Origin of the sequence: Paenibacillus sp. RC67, from assembly GCF_030020805.1 — a bacterium.
Lineage (GTDB): Bacteria > Bacillota > Bacilli > Paenibacillales > NBRC-103111 > Paenibacillus_S.
The window spans coordinates 6982629-7005000 of record NZ_CP125098.1 but is presented as its reverse complement, the minus strand read 5'-3'; the positions used below and the strand labels follow the sequence as shown (position 1 = coordinate 7005000).

15 protein-coding genes and 2 rRNA genes (1 of these 17 running past the window's edge) are annotated in these 22372 nt (G+C 46.9%); 12 read left to right on the top strand and 5 right to left on the bottom strand.

The window, feature by feature from the left end:
* Nucleotides 1-1667: ribosomal RNA gene (locus QMA13_RS31725) — 23S ribosomal RNA — on the top strand; it begins 1256 nt to the left of the window's first position.
* Nucleotides 1668-1872: 205 nt separating this feature from the next.
* Nucleotides 1873-1989 (top strand): 5S ribosomal RNA (gene rrf, locus QMA13_RS31720).
* Between the two features lie 344 nt (nt 1990-2333).
* Here rrf and QMA13_RS31715 read toward each other — a convergent pair.
* The 4 genes from QMA13_RS31715 to hxlA all read right to left on the bottom strand — a co-directional run bounded on the left by QMA13_RS31715 (nt 2334) and on the right by hxlA (nt 8179).
* Complete coding sequence (locus QMA13_RS31715) at nt 2334-5273, bottom strand: DEAD/DEAH box helicase (RefSeq protein ID WP_282937623.1); 2940 nt, start codon at nt 5271-5273, stop codon at nt 2334-2336.
* Nucleotides 5270-6829: an SWIM zinc finger family protein gene (locus tag QMA13_RS31710; RefSeq protein WP_282937622.1), complete on the bottom strand. Its 1560-nt coding sequence runs from the start codon at nt 6827-6829 to the stop codon at nt 5270-5272. Before QMA13_RS31710 ends, QMA13_RS31715 begins: the two co-directional genes overlap by 4 nt.
* Nucleotides 6830-6980: 151 nt before the next feature.
* Nucleotides 6981-7538 (bottom strand): 6-phospho-3-hexuloisomerase, encoded by a 558-nt coding sequence (gene hxlB / locus QMA13_RS31705; protein WP_282943663.1) that lies wholly within the window; start codon nt 7536-7538, stop codon nt 6981-6983.
* Between the two features lie 8 nt (nt 7539-7546).
* Nucleotides 7547-8179, bottom strand: a complete 633-nt coding sequence (gene hxlA / locus QMA13_RS31700) for a 3-hexulose-6-phosphate synthase (protein WP_282937621.1) — start codon at nt 8177-8179, stop codon at nt 7547-7549.
* A 275-nt stretch (nt 8180-8454) separates the two neighbouring features.
* On the opposite strand from hxlA, the gene QMA13_RS31695 reads away from it, so the two are divergent.
* The 4 genes from QMA13_RS31695 (at nt 8455) to QMA13_RS31680 (ending at nt 11084) form a co-directional block, all read left to right on the top strand.
* Complete coding sequence (locus tag QMA13_RS31695) at nt 8455-8829, top strand: winged helix-turn-helix transcriptional regulator (protein WP_282937620.1); 375 nt, start codon at nt 8455-8457, stop codon at nt 8827-8829.
* 204 nt (nt 8830-9033) lie between these two features.
* Entirely contained in the window at nt 9034-9699 is a 666-nt protein-coding gene (locus QMA13_RS31690; protein WP_282937619.1) for a GGDEF domain-containing protein, read from the top strand.
* Entirely contained in the window at nt 9696-10058 is a 363-nt protein-coding gene (locus QMA13_RS31685) for a response regulator (protein WP_282937618.1), read from the top strand. The genes QMA13_RS31690 and QMA13_RS31685 overlap by 4 nt, the downstream gene beginning before the upstream one ends.
* Nucleotides 10059-10085: 27 nt before the next feature.
* A complete protein-coding gene (locus tag QMA13_RS31680) occupies nt 10086-11084 on the top strand; it encodes an HD-GYP domain-containing protein (protein WP_282937617.1) in 999 nt (332 codons plus the stop codon).
* Between the two features lie 113 nt (nt 11085-11197).
* Here the strand turns inward: QMA13_RS31680 and QMA13_RS31675 are convergent, their stop codons facing one another.
* Nucleotides 11198-12082 (bottom strand): AraC family transcriptional regulator, encoded by an 885-nt coding sequence (locus tag QMA13_RS31675; protein WP_282937616.1) that lies wholly within the window; start codon nt 12080-12082, stop codon nt 11198-11200.
* Nucleotides 12083-12331: 249 nt separating this feature from the next.
* On the opposite strand from QMA13_RS31675, the gene QMA13_RS31670 reads away from it, so the two are divergent.
* The 6 genes from QMA13_RS31670 to QMA13_RS31645 all read left to right on the top strand — a co-directional run bounded on the left by QMA13_RS31670 (nt 12332) and on the right by QMA13_RS31645 (nt 22341).
* Nucleotides 12332-13642: an ABC transporter substrate-binding protein gene (locus QMA13_RS31670; protein ID WP_282937615.1), complete on the top strand. Its 1311-nt coding sequence runs from the start codon at nt 12332-12334 to the stop codon at nt 13640-13642.
* Nucleotides 13643-13827: 185 nt separating this feature from the next.
* On the top strand, nt 13828-16059 hold the full coding sequence (locus QMA13_RS31665) for a hypothetical protein (protein WP_282937614.1): 2232 nt from the start codon (nt 13828-13830) through the stop codon (nt 16057-16059).
* A 98-nt stretch (nt 16060-16157) separates the two neighbouring features.
* On the top strand, nt 16158-17246 hold the full coding sequence (locus tag QMA13_RS31660; RefSeq protein ID WP_282937613.1) for a glycosyl hydrolase family 18 protein: 1089 nt from the start codon (nt 16158-16160) through the stop codon (nt 17244-17246).
* A gap of 485 nt (nt 17247-17731) precedes the next feature.
* The gene (gene htpG, locus QMA13_RS31655; protein ID WP_282937612.1) at nt 17732-19612 is read left to right on the top strand and encodes a molecular chaperone HtpG; all 1881 of its coding nucleotides are present in this window, start codon (nt 17732-17734) and stop codon (nt 19610-19612) included.
* A 463-nt stretch (nt 19613-20075) separates the two neighbouring features.
* Nucleotides 20076-20768: a response regulator transcription factor gene (locus QMA13_RS31650; RefSeq protein ID WP_282937611.1), complete on the top strand. Its 693-nt coding sequence runs from the start codon at nt 20076-20078 to the stop codon at nt 20766-20768.
* 109 nt (nt 20769-20877) lie between these two features.
* On the top strand, nt 20878-22341 hold the full coding sequence (locus tag QMA13_RS31645; protein WP_282937610.1) for a sensor histidine kinase: 1464 nt from the start codon (nt 20878-20880) through the stop codon (nt 22339-22341).
* Nucleotides 22342-22372: the final 31 nt, after the last annotated feature.

Below are 22372 nucleotides of genomic sequence, written 5' to 3'. Positions count from 1 at the left end.
ACCGTAAGGAGCGCTGGACAGTACACAAGTGAGAATGCCGGTATGAGTAACGAAAAGACAAGTGAGAATCTTGTCCGCCGAAAGCCTAAGGGTTCCTGAGGAAGGCTCGTCCACTCAGGGTAAGTCGGGACCTAAGGCGAGGCCGAAAGGCGTAGTCGAAGGACAACAGGTTGAAATTCCTGTACCACCGTGAACCGTTATGAGCAATGGGGTGACGCAGAAGGATAGTGACGCGGGCTGATGGATGCCCGTCCAAGCAGAGAGGCTGATGTGTAGGCAAATCCGCACATCGTTAAGGCTGGTCTGTGATGGGGAGCGAAAATTGCAGTAGCGAAGGTCATGAGTTCAGGCTGCCAAGAAAAGCCTCTAGCCAGGGAGAAGGTGCCCGTACCGCAAACCGACACAGGTAGGCGAGCAGAGCATGCTAAGGCGCGCGGAAGAACTCTCGTTAAGGAACTCGGCAAAATGACCCCGTAACTTCGGGAGAAGGGGTGCCTCGGTAGGGTGAATAGCCCGAGGGGGCCGCAGTGAAAAGGCCCAAGCGACTGTTTAGCAAAAACACAGGTCTGTGCGAAGCCGCAAGGCGAAGTATACGGGCTGACGCCTGCCCGGTGCTGGAAGGTTAAGGGGAGTGGTTAGGGAGCAATCCCGAAGCTATGAACCGAAGCCCCAGTAAACGGCGGCCGTAACTATAACGGTCCTAAGGTAGCGAAATTCCTTGTCAGGTAAATTCTGACCCGCACGAATGGCGTAACGACTTGGGCGCTGTCTCAACGAGAGATCCGGTGAAATTTTAATACCTGTGAAGATGCAGGTTACCCGCGACAAGACGGAAAGACCCCATGGAGCTTTACTGCAGCTTGATATTGGACTTTGGTACGATCTGTACAGGATAGGTGGGAGCCTGAGAAGCATGAGCGCCAGCTTGTGTGGAGGCGACGTTGGGATACCACCCTGATCGTATCGGAGTTCTAACCCGCGGCCGTGAACCGGTCGGGGAACAGTGTCAGGTGGGCAGTTTGACTGGGGCGGTCGCCTCCTAAAAAGTAACGGAGGCGCCCCAAGGTTCCCTCAGAATGGTTGGAAATCATTCGAAGAGTGCAAAGGCATAAGGGAGCTTGACTGCGAGACATACAGGTCGAGCAGGGACGAAAGTCGGGCTTAGTGATCCGGTGGTACCGAATGGAAGGGCCATCGCTCAACGGATAAAAGCTACCCTGGGGATAACAGGCTTATCTCCCCCAAGAGTCCACATCGACGGGGAGGTTTGGCACCTCGATGTCGGCTCATCGCATCCTGGGGCTGAAGTAGGTCCCAAGGGTTGGGCTGTTCGCCCATTAAAGCGGTACGCGAGCTGGGTTCAGAACGTCGTGAGACAGTTCGGTCCCTATCTGTCGTGGGCGTAGGAAATTTGAGAGGAGCTGTCCTTAGTACGAGAGGACCGGGATGGACGTACCGCTGGTGTACCAGTTGTTCCGCCAGGAGCACGGCTGGATAGCTACGTACGGACGGGATAAGCGCTGAAAGCATCTAAGCGTGAAGCCCCCCTCAAGATGAGATTTCCCAGTATGTAAGACCCCTTGAAGACGACGAGGTTGATAGGTTCGGGGTGGAAGCACGGCAACGTGTGGAGCTGACGAATACTAATCGGTCGAGGGCTTAACCTAATACCCAAGAAAGTGAAGAGAAGCGTTGTAGCTTATTCCGAATACTTTCTCGGGGCCCGGAAACAAACCGGTTAACAAATACGATTACTTTACGCATGCATTTCGTATCTAGTTTTCAAGGAATAAGCCTTGAGCTGCATGTCCTTTTTAATGAAGGATATTTTCTCGCAGCATTTTCGAAGAAGTAATCCTTCGAAAAATCCCGTTTGGTGATGATGGCGGAAGGGAACCACGCGTACCCATACCGAACACGAACGTTAAGCCTTCCAGCGTCGATGGTACTTGGACCGCAGGGTCCTGGGAGAGTAGAACGTCGCCAAGCAAATCTAAAACACTCACTTTGTGGGTGTTTTTTTGTTTTTGTGGTGCTCCCGAGTTTCTTAGAAAACTAATTGAGTGCATTAATACGGTTGTTAAATCATGTTGGCCTTTATCACATCAAAATAAAGTTGGAGTCCTTACAGCTTAACAATTGCTTTCCTTTGCCTTAGCCTTACTTTATAGCTCCACATTGTGAACAGTGTTAAGTTTGGATCACTATTTTCAACCAGCTTTTGAAGCTTTCACTTTATAATTACAATCCCTTAAATGAGCAAATGAAAAAATCCATCCTGGTTTTTTTGACCAGGATGGATTTTTTAACATCATCTATTCAATAAAACCGCATTACCACGACTGACGAAGAGCAAACAAATCACGCAGCTCATCATTAGAAAGCTCTGTAATCCAATTCTCTGAGGTGGAGATTACGTTTTCGCTCAAGCTCATTTTGCTCTCCAGCATCTCATCGATCTTCTCCTCCAGAGTGCCGAGGGAAATGAACTTGTGCACTTGTACGTTGCGCTTTTGTCCCATACGGTAGGCGCGGTCAGTAGCCTGGTTCTCCACGGCGGGGTTCCACCAGCGGTCAAAATGAAACACGTGGTTGGCAGCCGTCAAGTTGAGGCCGACACCGCCGGCTTTCAATGACAAAATAAAAATGCCGGGGCCTGATCCATCCGGTGCTTGGAATGTATCGATCATTTTATCGCGGTCTGCCTTGGAGGTGCTGCCGTTCAAATACAGTACGGGTTCGTTTCGATGCTTCCCTAGGACGTCGGCTAACATGCGTCCCATGCCTATATACTGGGTGAAGATCAGGCAGGAATCTCCTTCGTCCCGAAGCTCATCAACCATAGCGACAAGCCGTTCCAGCTTCGCAGACCGAGTAATGAACGATTCTCGCCGCTCCTCAGATAGGAGCACTTCCTCGGATAACGCATCTTCCTTTGTCAACAGCACGGGATGGTCACATAGCTGCTTGAGACGAGTCAAGGCAGCAAGGATGGCTCCCTTTCGTTCAATGCCTTCCAAATTCTTCATGCGGTCCATAAGATCCTTGACCGCCTGCTCATACAGCGCTCCTTGCTCGGCGGTAAGGTTGATATAGACCTTCATCTCCAGCTTGTCCGGCAGATCCAGCTGGATTGCAGGATCTTTCTTTTTGCGGCGCAGCATAAAGGGTTTGACGAGCTTTTGAAGCTGTAGGGTTCGTTCCTCGTCATGATGCTTCTCGATCGGATTAGCAAATCGATGTTGGAAGCCGCGTGAATTCCCCAAGTAACCGGGATTGAGAAAATCGTAGATCGACCACAGCTCTGATAACCTATTCTCAATCGGTGTACCCGTCAACGCAATACGGTGCCGTGCTTTTAGAGAGCGTACGGCGGCAGATTGTTTGTTTTGCGCGTTCTTGATGTTTTGTGCTTCATCCAGACAAAGAGCGCTCCATTGGATTTCCTGGAGTAGCTCCTGATCTAGCAGAGCCGTCGTATAAGAGGTGAGTACAACGTCTGTATCCTGTAGTACAGCATGAAATGCTTCACCATTTAAGCGTCCTTTTCCGTAATGAACCCAGACTTTTAGATCGGGAGCAAAACGGGCGATTTCCTTCTGCCAGTTGCCAAGCACAGATACCGGGCAGATGAGCAGCGCAGGGGATTCAGACTCTTCTTTGTGCTGCAGCAAATACGTAATGAACTGAACGGTTTTACCTAGTCCCATGTCATCGGCTAAACAGGCACCAAGCCCAAGTTTTCTAAGAAAGCTTAGCCATGTGAAGCCTTCTCGTTGGTAGCCGCGCAGCTCTGCGCGCAGCCCATCAGGGACGGCAAGCTCTTTTAATTCCGACGGCTGGCCTAGTTGGCGGAGAAGCGCTAAGAGATGGGAGTTCAGTTCGACTTCTAGCTTGATCCGTTCTTCCTCGTTCTCATCTTCTAGCTCGGTAGTCCGACGCCCTTCAGACGTAGGCTTCTCTTGTTCAAGCTCACTCAGCAGATGTAATTGAAGGACATCCTGCAAGGATAGGCCTTCTTCCGGATCCATACTCTCCATAAGCCTTTGGATTTGCTCCAGCAGCGCGGGATCCAAGTAAACCCATTCGCCGCGGAAGCGAATCAGCCGTTCCTTGCGGTTCACCAGTTCGGTGAATTCAGCTTCATTAAGATCCGCATTGCCGATAGCAACGCGCCAGTCAAAATCGACAAGAGCATTCAAGCCGAATAGTGACTCGCTTCTACCTCCGGCCTCAGATGTTACTTGCGCACGAAGCCGCGGCTTGCGCTTCGAAGCTGCTTCCCACCAGCCGGGAAGCATGACGTTCCAGCCATCGCTCAGCAATTCACGGCTGTCCGTGGTCAGAAACCGCCAAGCAGCTTCGTCACTAAGCGGCTTAGCAAAGAGCTCGCCGCCAGCAGTGGCGCTTGGAAGTGCTGTGGCCAGTCTGGCTGTCCATCCGGGAGAACGCTCCTGGATATAGGGACTCCACTCGCTAGCCCAGGTGCCGAATGCATTCCCGTCTGAAGCCAGACGAAGGGGTACGAGTACAGAGCTATCGTTTTTATCCTGCAGCACGAGCCGGAGGCGCCAATCGTACTGCTCGTCGTCCGGCTCCAGCAGCTGCAGAGCAGGACGGAAAGGGGCCATATCCGGCTTCCAGCCAAGTGATGCGAGCCACTCTTCCTCTGTAAAAGCGCCAGCGGATGCAGAGGCTGCCGACTCGCGACCTCTGAACAACGCGGGATAATCACGCCGAAGATCGGCCATCGCGGCCTCGTCGGAATATTGCTCCATGAAAACCGTAGCGGAAAAAGCGGAACGCAGACCGGAGAGCTCCTCACCTGTGGCATCTAATTGATGCAAAGGTTCCCAATCCAGTTCCTCCAAGCCTTCCGATCCGGACTCCCATGTCCACTGCAGCTTTCCGCTGCGAAATGAGCTATAGCTAGGTATATAGTGGCCCGATTTGGCTTCTTCGTATAAGAGAGGTGCTGCCTTAAGCAATCCATTCACCGCTTCCGTTCCACCCTCCCATCGGATGATATCGATGAAATTCGGCTGGGCGAAGAAGGGAAGCACCATTTCCGCAGGAAGAACCGTTACCGTCAGCTCACCCGCCTGCTGCAGCTCCAAAGTCGTTCCATAGTAGGAGGGCTCATGCCATGCGAACAATAATTTCCGGAATTTTTCGCCGGGAACATCCTGTTCATTCTGCTGGCCCCATAACAAGGCGTCCCCGCTATCTGTTAAAATGACATGCAGTGTCATATCATACCATTGTGTAATCATTCCAGCAGCTTTCCTTTCTTCATTTCCTCTTGCAGTGCCCGCAATCGGCTGTGCCGCTCAATGAAACCGGTGAAGAATCGTTCCCACCTATCCACCTGCTTCATTTTTTTGTATACCTTGTCCAGTCTCTTCAACAGCTTGACCGCTAATTTGTAATCGTGGCGATTTTTAAGGGCGACATATCGCTCGATGGCTTGATGATAGAAAGGAAGAAGAAGCTCAGGAGCTTCCTTCTCAATCGGCTGTAGAACGCTGACCTTATGGGAGTGGGGATCATGTCCCTGAATCATTTGCAGCTCTAGCCAAGGCTTCCATTTCCGCTGCTCGTATAGCACCTCTTCCATAATTGAGATGGAATGAGGAAGCATCCCTTCGAGAACGGTCCATAAATGGTTCTCCGCTTCTGGTACATGCGAAATGGCCGTTTTCCAGTAGTCCATATAGGTGTCAAGCTCTTTATTTTTTTGACCATAGAAGTAAGAGGCGGTCTTGATTAACCAGTCCACTAGATCATCCCAGTTGTGAGAATCCCTAATACGATTCAAGAAAGGAAAGAAGAGACTCGCCGGTACTTTTATTACCGCATTGCTCTCTTGTAAAGCTTCCCATGCCTCTTTACTTTTGGATTGATACAGATACAAGTAAGCCTTGGCCGCCAGAAGAGAAGCCGATGGGGAATCGGATGTTTGTTTCTCTAATTCGGTAATCTCTTGAGACACCCAGTGGCTGCCTTCGGGAGAATGGGCTATTCCGTACTCCCATAGTGCTGTATACAGTCCTAAATCCAAATACTTATGTTTGGTTTCATCCAGCATTTGCTGTCTTATATATTCTAATGTTTCTTTAAGACGCTCTGCATGGAGAGTAAAATCGACTAGGGAGGATTGCTGCTCCAGCCAGTCTTGGATTTTATCAGACAATCGGTACAACGCAAAAGATGTGTAATAGTTTACGTTATTTTGAGCGGAATGTTCTTTCATTTTTCGTAAAATAAATAACTCTTGATGCAGCTCGAAAAAGATTCGATCCCCATCAGAGAAATCAATAGAGTCCTTACGAATCGTTTGCAGTTGGCTTCTCAGCGCGTCAGAATACATCCCTAAATCATACGCCGGGGTAACACGAGATGTATATTGATTCATAGCCTCATGCCAACCTTTAATCTTCATGCTCGGCAATTGGTTAATCTGTGATTCTGGGGATGGTGTGGACGTGATCCGTTTCAGATGGTGCTTGGCATTCACAATCTGAGAGGCAGGATAGCCCAACCTATCGGCAAGCTCCATGATCACAGCTGCTTGATGCTTGCAGGAAGTTTGAACCGGGCAATCACAGGAGTTGGACTTAAAATGATTTAAGTGCAGCGTAACCTTGTACTCTTCCGAGCCAGTCACCCATGCTTGAATAACCCGATCCTCTGAAGCGACCAGCCTGACTACGCGCTGCTGTTTAAAATAATTAAACCCTCGGCTAAGGGTGACTTCATTAAAAGTTTGGGCTACTTGTTCGAGCAGCTGCAACCATTGTTCATCGTTTAATGTAGAAAACAAGCTCATAGCAAAGCTCCTTGCTAAAAAATAAGGATTGTATTCATCTATTATAAATCGACGTGGACATAAATACGATATTTTCATGATTTAGATTCAAAAAGGTCGTCAGTAGAACCTGAAACAAATAGCCCTCACAATAATTCGTGAGGGCCACTCTCTACTCCAGATTGGCATGGCGGCCAAACATCGTACCGGAGTTCAAGCCTTGTTTTTCCATGATTTTAAGGATAACGGCGTCGAAGTAGATTAATAAGGTTTGCTCAAATAATGCTCCCATCGGTTGAATGGTTTGAGCTGTATTGCTAGATTGATCTTTTGGAGCGCCAGGCAGTTTCACGGCCAGCTCTGCTATTGTTCCAAGAGTGGATTCCGGGAAAATGGTTACAACGGCGACTGATCCGCCTAAGCCTTTTGCTTTTTCGGCCATAGGCACCAAGCTGCGAGTCTCCCCAGATCCGGATCCGATGATTAATGTATCCTCGGTTTCCATGTTCGGGGTGACCGTTTCGCCTACGACATACGCTTCGATCCCCATTTGCATCATCCGCATGGCGAAGGCTCGTACCATCAAACCGGATCGGCCAGCGCCCGCAACAAATACTTTTTTCGATCGAAGGATGAGCTCTGCCAATTGTTCCACCTGTTCTTCGGAGATCAAGTCGACTGAGCGGCTTAATTCTTTGCTTATGGTGTCTAAATAAGGCGCTGTCTGCATCATGGACATTAACCTAGTTTGATCAGCTTTTGCATTTCAGCTGCAACGGCTTGTTTGTTTTCTTCACTGGTAATTCCGCCGCCTACAATGATCAGATCCGGCTGCGCTTTAATGACTTCCGGCAGAGTGCTTAATTTAATGCCGCCAGCGACAGCTGTTTTTGCATTTTTGACTACACGTTTAATAGTCAGCAGGTCTTCAAAGGAATTTTTTCCGACCGCTTGAAGATCATAGCCTGTGTGAACGCAGATGTAGTCTACTCCGAACGCATCGACTTCTTTAGCCCGCTGCTCCAGATCCTTAACGCTGATCATGTCGATCAGAATTTTTTTGCCTTGTTTTTTGGCTTCTTCCACCGCGCCTTTGATAGTCATATCTTCAGCCGCTCCTAGGATGGTGATAATATCCGCGCCTGCTTCGGATGCTTTCATAACTTCATAACCGGCTGCATCCATAACCTTCAGATCCGCCAGTACCTTCAAATGAGGAAATGCTTCTTTGATTTCTTTTACAGCCTTGAGTCCTTCATTTATAACAACGGGTGTGCCGATTTCTACGATATCGATGTACGGCTCGACTTCCTTCACCAGTTCTTTCGCTTGCGGGATGTTAACCAAGTCTAACGCTAATTGCAGTTCCATAATATAATGTCCTCCTGATAATGGTTTTTTATTAAATGCTTTTTCTGATATAATTTGAATTCCCTTGAACAGGGATCATCCTATCGTCTCAGCCATTATGCTTATCCTATTTATGAGCGTATTCCTGTGCATGATTTTGTGTAAGCACCTCTCTCTAGGAAACCGTATTGGTTAATACAAAATACATCTTAACCTCTGTGGAGAGAATAAAGAAGAATGCACTTTTTTGTGCGGTGGTTACAAAAAAGTAACTTTTGAAAGCGTGGGAGAGAATCATGTCGGACCTTAGACAAGAAATACTAGATAAAATCAAGAACGGGGATTTTAATTGTGAGAAAGAATTGACCCTATCGATGATCAGCGGAAAGTGGAAGATTGTCATTCTGTGGCATTTGGGAACGGAGGGCACCCGCCGGTTCAGTGAGCTTCAGCGCCTGTTTCCAAAAATCACGCATAAGATGCTTACGAGTCAGCTGAAGGAATTGATGGATGACGGCATCGTGCATAGAGAAGTGTTTCCCGAGGTGCCACCAAAAGTCGAATATTCTATAACGGAGCTCGGAAAGACACTGCTTCCGATTATTGAAATGATGTACGAATGGGGCAAGAAGAGAATCGCGGATATTCAAGAAAGCGAAGGAATCTACTAACAAGTAGAGATTAGAATACCTAAACAAAAAGAAGCAGGCCAACAAGACGAGTCTTTTAAGGGACGGATGTTGGCTTTTTCCACTTATAACGGGATTAAAGGATCAATGACCAATTATTAACAATTCTTAAGTAAACGGTCTTTTGAAATGGTGTACAATAGGTAGGGCTAATGACCTAAAATAAACAAGGGGCTGCCATAAGGAATGAAATATACGGGACGTATCGTATCTCTCCTCATCGTCATGATTAGTTCGTTGGGGTTAATTGTATATAACTACATATTTCATGGTTTATTGGATGTGATTCAGTTTACGGTTTCGGCTTTCTATCTGTTTTTTGGCTGGTGGCTTGGTAAGCAGTATGACAGAATCAAATACTTATCGGAGAAGGATTTATTGACGGAAAGCTACACCCGTCGGTTCGTCATAGATAGGTTCCCCAAGCTTCAAAGCCTATCGGATAGAAAAGGACAGCAGCTGATTCTTTTTCTGATAGACGTCAATAACTTCAAATCGATTAACGATCAGCATGATCATGCAATGGGGGATCGGGTGTTGCAGCTTATTGCGCATACGCTCAAAAGCATTTTTAGAGAATCGGATTATGTGGTGAGATGGGGTGGCGATGAGTTCCTGGTCATTCTTCCCTGTACGGACGAATCAGGAATGCAAGAGCGGCAAAGCCGTCTGCATCATGAATTGAATGCACTGTCTGGTCAGGTTCCTATGACAGTTACTGTCTCGGCAGGGTACGCGGTGTATCCAGATGAAGGTAAGGGTTTGGATGAATTATTAAAAATCGCAGATAAAAAAATGTACACCAACAAATATGGTAATCAAGCAAACAAGGAGCGCAGAATAAGTCTATGACAAAAATAATGGTAGTTGATGACGCTGCTTTTATGAGGCAGATGTTAAAGGACATGCTGACTACGAGTGGCTTTGAGATCGCGGCAGAAGCTGCGAATGGTGAAGAAGCGGTTCTAATGTATAAGAAGGTAAAGCCGGATCTGGTGACCATGGACATCACGATGCCTGAGATGGATGGAATTGAGGCTCTGACTGAAATCAAAAAGCATGATCCGCTAGCTAAAGTGATTATGTGTTCCGCCATGGGCCAACAGGGAATGGTAGTGAATGCGATTAAGGCCGGGGCTAAAGACTTTATTGTAAAGCCGTTCCAGAAGGAGCGGGTGCTTGAAGCTATTAACAAAGTGCTGGTCAACTAATAATTCGGCGGTTTGGGGAGTGAGTACATGGATAGGTATCTTGGGAAAAAAGTGAAAAATGACATTGCCAACTCGTATGGGATGATCCTTATACCTGCGGGGACCCTGCTGCTTGATCTGCATGTTGAGTTATTGAAAAACCATAATGTTGATCCCCTATCCATTATCCTCGTATCCGAAGTGGAGGATGTATACAAGCATTCTGTTGACAGAGCTGTTCAAACATCGGAGGAGCTGTTTCAATCGATTGGAAAATCTCAAAAGATCCCGCTATTAGAAATCCAAGAGGAGCTTCTCCCCGTCATTCAGCAAGTATCTGAGCATTCTAATATTTTTCGTTTGTTTCAGGTAGTCAGAGCGACGGACGAGTACACATATCAGCACAATATTGGTGTGGGAATCTTATCTACCTTAATCGGAAAATGGTTGAAATTGCCGGAGCCTGATCTTTCCACGCTATCGCTTGCGGCAACTTTGCATGATGTCGGGAAAGTGAATGTGCCGATTGAAATACTGAATAAGCCAGGTAAACTGACCAAGGAAGAGTATGATCTCATAAAAAAACATACGATTTACGGTTACGAGATTCTAAAAAATACGGAAGGCTTAAACCGCCGTATTCCGCTTGTAGCTTTGCAGCACCATGAGCGAAATGACGGTAAAGGCTACCCTTTGGGTCTTAAACATAACCAAGTTGATTATTTTAGCAAAATTGTCGCGGTAGCCGATATTTTCCACGCTATGTCCTCCAAGCGGCCGTACCACGACCCTATCCCCTTCCATGAGATTGTAAGCCGTATGAGAACGGGATTGTTTGGGGAGCTTGATCCGAACATCGTATCCGTGTTTCTTGATAATATGATCAACAAACTGATCGGCGAAACGGTGTTCTTATCCGATGGCAGAGAGGGAGAGGTTGTGTACCTGAATCCTCACAGCCGAGAGACTCCATTAATTAAAGTCAACGATGAGTTCGTCGATTTAAGTAAACGATACGATATTCGCATTCAGGAAGTGAGTGTGTAAAAGAGAACATAGGAAGTGCCCTAGAAGTTTCAAGGCATACTTCAGCAGCTTCAAAGTTTAACAGCGCGGAAAGGGCTTAGGGCCTAGACCGCGTTGTTTTTTTTGCTGCTAAGTCACCCGCGCTGAGCAGGGTACATCGTCGTTAAATGGCGGCGATATTGTCGAGGCGTCTGGCCGTACCGCTGCTTGAATATCCGAGTAAAATAAGACGGATCGTCAAAGCCGGATTGCTTCGCCACCTCATGAATGGAAGCTGAGGGACTATGAAGTAATAGACAGGCCTCCTGCATTCTGCGGGTGGTTATGTACTCTATAATCTTTTTGCCCGTTACTTTATGAAACAGCCCCGAAATATAATTCGGTGACAAAAATAATTCCTCTGCCATTTTTGACAGCTCAAAGGGCTCTTTGAAGTGCATTTCAATCCATTGAAGCATCTTTTCAACGTGGCGTGATTTTTGCGGCCGAATCGGCTGATGGCTGATATTTTCCGTAGGGAACACTCGGGTCATAAGATAAGAAAGGAAATTCATGGTGAACAGCAGGACCGCTTCTTTTTGCTCATGGACAGGTACTGTGCGAATCAACTCGCCAAAATGATAAAAGCGATCGTTCAACTGCTGCTCCTGCTCTTCTGTCAGTCGGAACACTTGAATCTCTAACGGACTGTTGGCGATATGGGACATAAACGTATACAAGGTTGGAAACAGCTTGGAAAACGGTTCTAAGATCGAAGGCTTGAAATTAAAAACGGTACGTTGATACGGTGGCTCGACATGATTGAAATGGAGCTGGTAGGGCTGTGAAAAAAGCAGCGTCCGAGGTTCGATGGGATAGAGACGTTCGTTAATGATTAATTTTCCTGATCCTTCATGCACGTAAACAAACTCCATGCCTTCATGGGCATGGTAGTATTCGATATCCTGGGTCAGCTCTTCCACTTTATGAAAGAACTGAAACATATCCTGGGTCCAATATACTTTTTTGATCAAGTCCATGCTTTATCCCCCGAGCACTCAGCCTGTATATCGTAAAAATTCACATAAATTAAGCTCAAATGGTCATTTTAAGAGCGATTAGGCGTTAGAAAATCGTAATATAATCCTGGTTTAGGGTAACCGTTTTCAAGTGCCCTCATGATATCATCAAGTTGTAACTTCCGCAAGCCTAGGGTTGGAAGCGCTTTTTCACATAAAAGATAAGCATCGGGGGATACGGCTACGAAAAAACGAAAGGGGACAGATTCGATGAAAGAATTCAAGAGAAATAGATACCTATCAGGGTTTATTGCCCTTACCGCTGCTACGACCATGCTGGCGGGCTGTGGGCCAAAACAGGAGCCAGCAGCAAGCAAGGCGCCCGAGGTTCCGGTTATGAAGGATCCGGTCGATATCGTGTTTTACTCACCTCAAGCGACAAGGACAACGGATCAGTTCATGACGTTGTACGGCAATGACATCAAAGAGAAATTCCCGAATGTAAACGTCAAATTCGTTGAATATGGCAAAGGGATGACGACCCCGGACCTCCTGACATCGGGACAGACGGTGGATATCATCATGTCGACACCTTCCACGATTAGCGAATTGACCAAATATGGACTTCAATACGATATTTCTGATCTCATCAAAAAATATAACTATGATTTGAATCGGCTGGAGCCTTCGCTTGTGGAGTTTATGAAAGAATATGCAGGCGGAGGGATGTACGGATTGCCTACTAATACGGATACGTTTGCCCTTTTTTACAATAAAAGCCTATTCGATAAATTCGGCGTGGCCTATCCTAAAGAAGGCATGACCTGGGATCAGGTGTACGATCTGGCCAAAACATTGACACGCTCCGAAGGCGGAGTTCAATACTACGGATTTACAACTTCCGTCTTCCACATTCTCGCATACAATCAGCTATCGGCCCCTTACTATGATCTGAAAGCCAACAAAGTGGTCATTGCCGAAGACAAGTTTAAAACCGTCGTGAACAACTTCTCTCGTTTCTTCGAGCTGGCGGGACCACAAAATGCCGAGGAAATGATCAATAAGTATGCCGACTTGTTCAAAAAGGATCAGCGTGCTGCCATGTACGCCTATTACGGAGTTGATCTGCTCTCGAATCAGGTTCCGTTCGATTGGGATGTGGTTTCGATGCCGTATTTTAAGGAAGCTCAGGGCGTCGCTCCACAGTTTGCACCGTCCTATATGTCGATTGCGGGGATGAGCAAGCATAAAGACGAAGCGTTCCAAATTCTAGCTTACCTTACATCCGACGAATATCAGACGAAGATCTCCAAGATAGGCAAGCTGACGAGCTTGAAAAGCTCCGACGTCCGCAAAGTATTTGCCCAAAATCAAGACGCGTATAAAGGTAAAAATTTGAAGCCTTACGCTCCTGAAAAGACCGCACTGATAACGCCGAAGGATGAACTTAGCGGGATTGCTAGCTCCAAGACGACGGCGGCTTTCAAACAGATCGTAACAGGACAAAAGGATGTCAATACGGCACTTAGAGAAGCGGCGGAAGCAGCACAGAAAGATATCGATACAGCCAAAACCAAATAAAGCGGACGTGTAGAGGAGAAGGAGAGAGGGCGACAAGACAAAGATTGGAAAAGCGGTACTAGCGCTCCACGGATCAGCAGGAAGTAGTTGCTTGCACTGAGGAGAGTATGGGTCCCTTACTATCGGCTCGTTGATCCATTTCGGCTTCTCCTCGACCTTAAGATCATCACGGAGGTACAGAGAATATGGAACTAACGTTACAGGAATTGAAACAATCGACTGCTGTAGTGGAAGGAACGGTCCTATCCACCTATGGTTACTATAGAATCGGTGACAGGGGTGGTGCGACTTATGTGATTAAGCGTGCTGCTGAACGAGAAGACGGAGGCAGTGTCATTCAACTGCAAGGCGGGCTGCAGGCGCATCTGCTGCCCGTTTCCTCCGTTAACTACACCATGTTCGGCACGGTCAGCGATGGCGTCAACGATGACGGAGTACAGATTAAAAAAGCGCATGCTTATGCGAACAAAGTCGGGCTCCCCCTCGTTAATCCCACGGGTGAATATTGGATCAAGGATACGCAGTGGATCACGATTCAAACGGATGTCCAGTGGGGGCAAACGGTATTTCACATTGACGAGAAGCTCAACAAGAACGCCGAGCCCAAATTCCAGGTTATAAGCTGCAAGGAGCCAGAAGAGATCGAGCTTGATCCAGCGACCAAAGCGGCTCTTCTATCGAAGCTAAAACCGGGAACTACGCTGATTCCAGAACTGGCTCCATACAAAAATTGCCTGGTGGTCGTCAAGGACGACAATGACCGAATAGGCATGCGGTATGGTAATTACAACGGTACGGGCTGGGCGAGACAAGAGTTTTTTTATGTGGAGGAGTACGGCCGAATTATTGGAGATATTGCCTGGACCTTCAATGACTATACGAGTCTTACAGCCTATCCGTGCGATGACAGCTATTTGACCTTAAATGGAGGGACATTTTACTTATCGGGTGACAATTCCGGAGTCGATCCCCAAAAATACGTACAAAACGGGTTTGTCATTCGTCGCAGCCGAACGCGCGTTACGAACCAGTGGGTAGGTTTGGAGCCTGGCAAGGAAGATATATCACGAAATGCTCGCAACGGCTTTTACAATTTTAACTTAGCTTACGATGTACTGCTTGAAAATGTCCGGCTTCTGCCGTTGGTCTATGATCGAGGAGCTCCTAATCTTAATGTGCCTCACGGTACTTACGGTATTGGCGGCAGCACCGTGCTGTGTGCCACCTTTCGCAATGTAACGGCCGAAGGAAGCAGCTCGCATTGGGGCGTATTCGGAACGAATTTGTTCAAAAATTTCCGGATCGAGGGCTGTAGGCTGAACCGCGTGGACGTGCATTTTCACTGCTGGAATTTTTATATGCGTGACTCGGAAATCGGCTATAAGGGGCTTACCTTGACCGGAGGCGGCGATCTATTTATTGAAAATACGCGCTGCGTGAGCAATCAGTTCTTAGGCATGCGCAACGATTACGGCGCTCAATGGGACGGCAACATTCGGTTGAACCGCTGCCGGCTTACGATAACGGATACCAAGCTGGAGGCTAGTGCGCTGCGAATGACGCCAAGCGATTTTGATTATAAATATCCCATTGGCTATGGCAAATCGGTCATTATCGACGATTTCACGTTCGATTTCACAGGTCTGCCGGAGGCTCAGAACGTTTGCTGGATCATGAAAATAGCGCCTTTTTCCAAGATGGGAACGGGGCAGCGCTTGTTTTTCCCTTCCCACGTTGAATTTCGGAGCATCTTCGTCGAAGGGCGTGAAAGCGGCGTGAGAATTATGGAAGTGAAGGATACAAACGGGTTTGTTCTTCGCAACAAAGGCGGTTTCCAAGGCGATTTGCTTGTGCCTAACTCCAGGATGCGTTTTACAAATATACAGCTTGAGGAGCTGTCCTCTGGATCAACAGACCCTATTCATTTTTCAGTGAAAAATGATAATAAAGGAGCAGATGGAGACGAGTATTCGCTGTTTCCGAGTATCGAATTTAGCGATTGCGGACCGCTATCCGCTGAACTGGTCGGATGTGCTGCGGATGTCGGCTTTACACGCTGCATCGTTAGTAGAGTTGCCGGGGAGGACGGAGGAACGCTGCGAGGAAGGCTTGACTTTGATCGCTGTCGCTTTAAAGCTTACGGGACCGACGACGGGCAAAACTTCTTCTCGCTCGAATCGACCGGCGGCACGACACTGAGCCATTGTACGGTATATGCGCCTGTTGTAAACGGAACGATGCAGCCTGAGCTTGTAAATCGCAGCGGGATCCTCGTTATGAATGAAGCGGTGAAGTACAACCATGTCAATACGAGGCTATCCAAAGAAATCGTAGATTATTTTGCTGGAAAAGGAATTGGGATGCATCGCGAGTTTGCGGAGCAATTGAGAAGTCGTTCCGATTCGTACGGAGACTGATTTCTAGTGCAGCAGTCCAAATACATGCCCGTAGTGATGGAGCTTTTGGGATGTGTGTATGTTAGCCAAAAACGATAAGCGAAAGGAACGAATTGCTTATGAAAAAGTCAAAGCTATCCTTTTACACCGTATGGTTCCTATTTCTCTGCTTGTTGACTGCCAGTGCCAGCCCTGCCAGTGCCGTTACTACGGTGCAAGGACAGTATTTGGACAATGCTGCTTTTTTTAGCCACAATTACGTGAAGTACACCTCCTTTGTAAATCTGGTTCCCACTCTTGCTGATAAAATGGACCATACCTACAAGGTGAATTATTGGTTTCCGAACTCAGGTTTTTTTACCGCTAATGGATTGATTAGCAATGCATCGACTGAGCTGGCGCAAGTGAAATCATACTTAAATGCGGTTAAAAGCTACGAGGACACCAACGGGACCAAGTTTAAAATCCTCGCCTGGCTGAGCGCAGACAGCGCAACGGTAGATGTAACGAATGCAGCGGTTAGAGCGGCCATTGTGAATGAGTGTAAAAAGCTTACGGATACCTCAGTTCCCGGCAGCTACGTAAGCGGCGCCAACCGAGCGTTTGACGGAGTGATACTGGATCTTGAGCCTTCGGGCAACAACGATACACGCTACAATGCTTATAAGCAGCTGATGATCGAAATCAAGCAGGGGATCGGCAGCTCGAAGCTGACCGGGGTTGCGGCGCATAAATGGGGGAACGGCAGTAATTGGAGCTGGAGCCCTACTTATTTCTATTATATGGGACGCAATGTCGATGTAGTTGTGGCTATGACTTACGACAGCGGTGCCGCTAGCGGAAGCGGGTACCAGAGCTGGATGCAGCAGCAAACGACCGATATTATGCATGCCATTTCAGGTAAGACATGGAATAACAATGCTGATCATCCTGCACCTATGAACGGTGTGCGCGTATTTATAGGACAGCCGGCGTTTGCCGATAAGCCTGCATCAGGTCATAATTCCCAGTATGAAAACATGGAGTTTGGTCTGCAAGGGGTCGATACGGCCATTACCGCTTTGCAAAATGACAGCGCGGATCCTTCGGCAAACTATTTTCATGGTATGGCCGTTTACTTACATTCGGACGGATCGGGAGCCGACGGTTTCGCATCATGGACTACGGATTGGTGGAAATTCGGTCATTATTGGTTAGGATCGTGGTGAAGCCAGCTATAGGCTGTTAGTCAAAAGAGAAACCTAAAAAACTCGAAATGCTGCTAGCATAATCCGGTGGGGTATCCCCCTCCGACCGCTGTTATTATCGGGAAAACTTGATTTTACTCGCTTTACAGCTGTTATTTCCCGATAATAAAGGCGGGCGCTAACGCTTCTCCAGGGGATACCCCACCTATTTATATAGCAAATTTCTCGAATACTCAGGTTTCTCGATAAACTCGCTAGCCTATAGCTGGCGGTTTTTTTGTAGGTAAGAAAAGCTTGAGTGTATTTTAGGGAATACTTGAATTTACCAAATAATATTCCGTCTTTTGGAATAAGAGGTTGACATTAAAAATTAGGATATGGTATATAAAAGGAAGAGTTAGCACTCAAGTGAATTGAGTGCTAAAGCTTACAGCAGTTGAATTTATATCATCTGCGCAGCAACTTAACCTACTTTGACGATGTTTATTTTGAGAGGAGATCTTTTCGTGGCCAAACAACAGTTTAAAGCAGAATCCAAAAGATTGCTGGAAATGATGATTAACTCTATTTACACACAGCGTGAAATCTTTCTAAGAGAGCTTATTTCTAATGCAAGCGATGCTATCGACAAAATATACTACAAAGCATTAACCGACGATCAACTGGTGTTCAACCAAGACAATTATTTCGTTAAAGTTACTGCGGATAAGGCAAACCGTACGTTGACCATTTCCGATACGGGTATCGGTATGACGAAGGAAGAGCTTGAAAATAACTTGGGCGTTATCGCCAAGAGCGGCTCGCTCGCATTCAAGAAAGAAAATGAAGCCAAAGACGGCCACAACATTATCGGCCAATTCGGTGTTGGTTTCTATGCCGCTTTCATGGTAGCTGATGTGGTTACAGTCACAAGCAAAGCTTTGGGCAGCGACGAGGCTTATAAATGGGAATCCGAGGGAGCAGACGGCTACACGATCGTCCCTTGTGAGAAGGATTCCGTAGGTACAGAAATTGTTTTGCAAATTAAGCAAAACACCGAGGATGACCAATATGACGAGTATTTGGACGAGTATCGTCTGAAGGCGATCATTAAGAAATACTCCGATTTTATCCGTTACCCGATCAAGATGGATGTAAAAGGGCAGCGTCCTAAGGAAGATAACGCCGAGGAGCTCGAGGAATACACCGAGGAACAAACGGTTAACAGCATGGTTCCGATCTGGCGCAAAAACAAAAGCGAGCTGACGCAGGAAGACTACGATCAGTTTTATTTTGAGAAGCGCTACGGCTTCGACAAGCCGCTTAAGCATATTCATATTAGTGCGGACGGCGCCGCGGTATATAATGCGATTCTTTTTATCCCGGAAAACACGCCTTTTGACTACTATACGAAGGAATACGAGAAGGGGCTTGAGCTGTACTCCAATGGCGTGCTGATCATGAACAAATGCTCCGACCTGCTTCCGGACTATTTCAGCTTCGTGAAAGGGATGGTCGATTCCGAGGATTTGTCACTGAACATTTCCCGTGAAATGCTGCAGCATGACAGACAGCTGACCTTGATCGCTAAAAACATTAAGAACAAGATCAAGAGCCAATTGCAAAGCTTGTTGAAGGATGAAAGAGACAAGTACGAGCAATTTTATAAATCGTTCGGCAGACAGCTGAAGTTCGGCGTGTACAGCGATTACGGTGCGAATAAAGACGTACTGCAAGACCTGCTGCTGTTCTACTCCTCTAAGGAGAAGAAGCTGGTTACTTTGGATGAATACGTATCAAGAATGCCGGAAGATCAGAAGTACATTTACTACGCCGCTGGTGAATCGATCGAAAGAATTGAGAAGCTTCCACAGACCGAGATGGTGGCAGATAAAGGCTATGAAATCCTGTACTTCACCGACGATATCGACGAGTTCGCGATCAAAATGATCATGAACTATAAGGAAAAAGAGTTCAAATCCGTATCGAGCGGCGACTTGGGAATCGAATCGGATGCTAACGACAATGCGGCTGAGACCGAAGAGGGCGGCACTAAGGAGCTCTTCGATTCCATGCAATCCTTACTGACGAACAAAGTGACTAAGGTTAAAGCGTCCAAACGCTTGAAAACCCATCCGGTCTGCTTGTCAACCGAGGGCGAGGTCACCATTGAAATGGAGAAGATTTTAAAAGCAATGCCGAACAGCCAAGATGTAAAGGCCGACAAAGTGCTTGAAATTAACGTAAATCATGAAGTGTTCCAATCATTGAAGGATGCATATGGCAAAGATAAAGAGAAGTTCAATCTGTATACCCAATTGCTCTACAACCAAGCTCTTCTAATCGAAGGATTACCGGTTCAGGACCCTGTAGAATTTACGAACGATATTTGCAAAATTATGGTGTAACAGGTATCAACCTAAGGAAACCCGACGCTGGCACTGCCGGTTCTGTCGGGTTTCTTTGCGCTGCTTGGAGGATGAAATCAAATCCATAACGTTAAGAAACTTTTAAGAATTGTTTCTACAATCTGTTAAGATTCTGCAGCTATACTAAGTACCATAGCAGTTCAAACGACGCAATCAATCATTCCATGTGAAAAGTTTGTTTTAGCAATATTTGGGTCGAGAAACTTGATTATTCGAGATGGAGGTGAGGTATCCCCTGTAGGAGCGGTAGCGCCCTCACCGGAGTACCACCTACTTATCTAAAGCTTCATGGGATTCTCTTCAAGACTCGCAATCCTCAGGGGTTGTATTTACTCTTCCAAGTTGTTACGTTTATGGATATGCATGTATATGAAGGGCGTCCTTTTAGAACTGATACAACTGAACTACAAACTATACAGGAATACAGGAGGGTATCCGCGCGATGGCACAATCTACGATACTCCTTGTCGATGACGAGAAAGAAATCATCGATATGCTTGAAATTTATTTAAAAAACGAAGGATATAAATTGCTCCGGGCATCGGATGGAGAGCAGGCGCTTCAGGTGCTTCAGAAGGAGGACGTAGACTTGATCGTTCTGGACATTATGATGCCGAAGATGGATGGTATTGAGGCTTGTCTCAAAATCCGTGAGCAAAGAAATATGCCTATTATCATGCTCTCGGCCAAAAGTCAGGACATGGACAAAATCTGGGGCTTGTCCTCCGGTGCCGACGACTATCTGAGCAAGCCGTTTAACCCGCTCGAGCTGATTGCCCGAATCAAGTCCCAGCTGCGCCGCTACACGCGTTTGAATATCCCTCATGTGAATAAGGAGCATGAGATTGAGGTAGATGAGCTGACGATCAACACGTTAACGCACGAAGTCAAGCTGCAAGGACAGGAAGTGAAGCTTACGCCGCGAGAGTTTGCCATTCTGGAGCTTCTGGCCCGTAACCGGGGCATGGTGTGGAACATTGAGAAAATATATGAAGCCGTCTGGAAGGAAGCGTATTTTGATTCCGACAATACCGTCATGGTACATATTCGTAAAATTCGGGAGAAAATCGAGCAAAATCCGCGCAAGCCGAAATTTATAAAAACCGTATGGGGGGTTGGCTACAAAGTTGATTAGAAGATATGAATTGGACCCGTCCTCCAGGTTAAATCGTTTTCCATTTACCTGGTTTCCTTTTAACCTTCTCCGTAAATTAATCATATGGGCCCGGAGGCTGTATTTGGCCATGATGGGTCATGTAAGTCGGAGTATACGGTTGCAGCTGATATTGACCTTTTGCGTTTGTTTAATAGCCTCGTCGCTTCTTTATGCCTTCACTTATCAAGCATTTGGTGAAATGCGAAGTCAGGCTGTCATCGACTACAAATATGGGATTGATCAAATAGACGGTGAAGCGCGTAGTCTTGTTCGTGAGTTAGATACTCGATCCTTTGATCAAGAAGCGGATACCAGTGAAGTCATTCCTACTCCTGCTTCAAGGCAAGCCGATTTTGAAAATCATGTTAAACGCATCGCTCGTGACCAGAAGTACAAAGTCCTCATAACGGATCTTGAAGGGAAAGTCATTTTCCGAAGCAGCAATGCGGCGGAAACGAATGTCGATATTCACAATATCATCAGCAACGCGATGAATGCCCGTACGGATCACGACTATAATAGAAAAGAGTTTTCCAGCTTTTATCCGGTTAATTATAATAGTCAAAAATCATATTTAATCGTATCCGCCATTCCTGAGCCTCACATCACTTATCGCAAGGGCGAAAGCCCGATGTCTTTTTTTAGCGCGGTAGTTTTATTTATCTTCTTGTTCTATTTCTTGACTCAGAGGAAAATGCGTTACGTGGAGGAGCTGGCAGGGGGCTTGCGAATCATTGCTACAGGAAATCTGGATTATCGAGTCATCGAGCGCAGTGATGATGAATTAGGCTCCTTGGCGCGGGATATGAATCTGATGGTGGAGGATTTGCAAAGGAGGATCGAGGAAGAGCGGCGCAATGAGCGGCTGAAGAACGAGCTCATTACGAATGTCTCTCACGACTTGCGCACTCCGCTTACCCTTATTATGGGATATCTCCGATTGCTGCAGGATAAAGGCTACGAGACACAAGAACAGGCAGCCGGTTACGTAAGTATCGCTTACAATAAATCCGAGAAGCTGAAACTTCTCATCGATGATTTGTTCGAATATACGAAGCTTTCCAATCGCGATGTACCGCTGTACAAAGAAGGCGTCCCGATCAACGAGGTATTGGATCAGCTCCTTGAGGAATTCGTCACCATGGCAGAAGAACAACAGCTAACGATCGTCCGTAATATTCCGAAGGAAAAGCTGCTCGTCCGAATCGATGTGGATAAAATGATCCGCGTATTCGAGAACCTGCTCACCAATGCCCTCAAGTATAGTTTGAAGCCAGGCGCTATCACAGTCAACGTCTCACGGGATCACCGCTATGTGACTATTAGGGTCAGCAATAGGTCCGATATGCTGACGGATGAAGAGCTGCAGCAATTGTTCGAGCGGTTTTACCGGGTCGATGCCTCCCGTTCCTCCGCCACAGGTGGCTCCGGATTGGGACTGGCAATCGCCAAAAGTATCGTAGATTCGCATGAGGGTACCATTTGGGCAGAGCAAGATAGCGGTCAGCTGCATTTCTATGTCAAGCTGAAGCTGGCTGCATCGGGAATATAACTTTAGACTTAAACGATCTCAATAACCCGTC